This window comes from Streptomyces sp. A1136 (assembly GCF_004795055.1).
GTDB lineage: Bacteria > Actinomycetota > Actinomycetes > Streptomycetales > Streptomycetaceae > Streptomyces.
In genome coordinates, this window is sequence record NZ_SSBJ01000195.1 from 1 (window position 1) to 660 (window position 660).

The 660-nt window shown below is 59.5% G+C and carries 1 protein-coding gene; it reads right to left on the minus strand.

The features are described from left to right. Window positions 1–108 precede the first annotated feature (108 nt). Window positions 109–660: substrate binding domain-containing protein (locus tag E6R62_RS42760; protein WP_206309004.1), on the minus strand; the 552-nt coding region annotated here is incomplete at its 5' end.

Here is a 660-nt window from a genome sequence, read left to right on the forward strand (position 1 = left end):
GGAGCATAGTGCGGTGAGCAGGAGGCGGTTGAGTTTCACGAGGTGGTTGGCGGCAGGGCCGTGCTGGCGAAGGAAAATCTGGAGTAAATTTTTCATTCGGTACGCCATTCAGGCAACGGAAGGTGTCGCCAGATATGGCGCTTGTTTGAAACATTCGATCAGCATTTCGGTGAGGACCCGCACTTTGCGTGTCGCCTGCTGCCCCGGTGCGCGCACGACATAGGCGCCTGCCACAGGTACCGGATGACGTGTCATTACCGGGATAAGCGCCCCGGTGACCAGGTGCTCATGAATCAGACCAGTCGGGAGATAGGCAATGCCAAGCCCGGCCAGGGCGGCAGCGACCAGAGCGGTGCCGTTGTCTGCCTTGAAGCGACCCTGGGGACGAACCGTGAGGATCTTGTCGCCATCCATGAGTTGCCAGGGATCCGTTCCTTGCATGAGGGCCTCGTGGGAGAGCAGCTCGTCTGGCGTTTCCGGTGATCCATGGGCCTTGATGTAGTCCGGGCTTGCAACCACGATCCCATGGATCGGCCCGATGCATCTTGCGAGCAGATTGGAGTCCGCCAGATGGCCCAGCCGAATCGCGCAATCGTACCCTTCAGCAATCAGATCGACGACCTGGTCGCTGTAAGAAGTGTGGATATGGAGCTCGGGGTG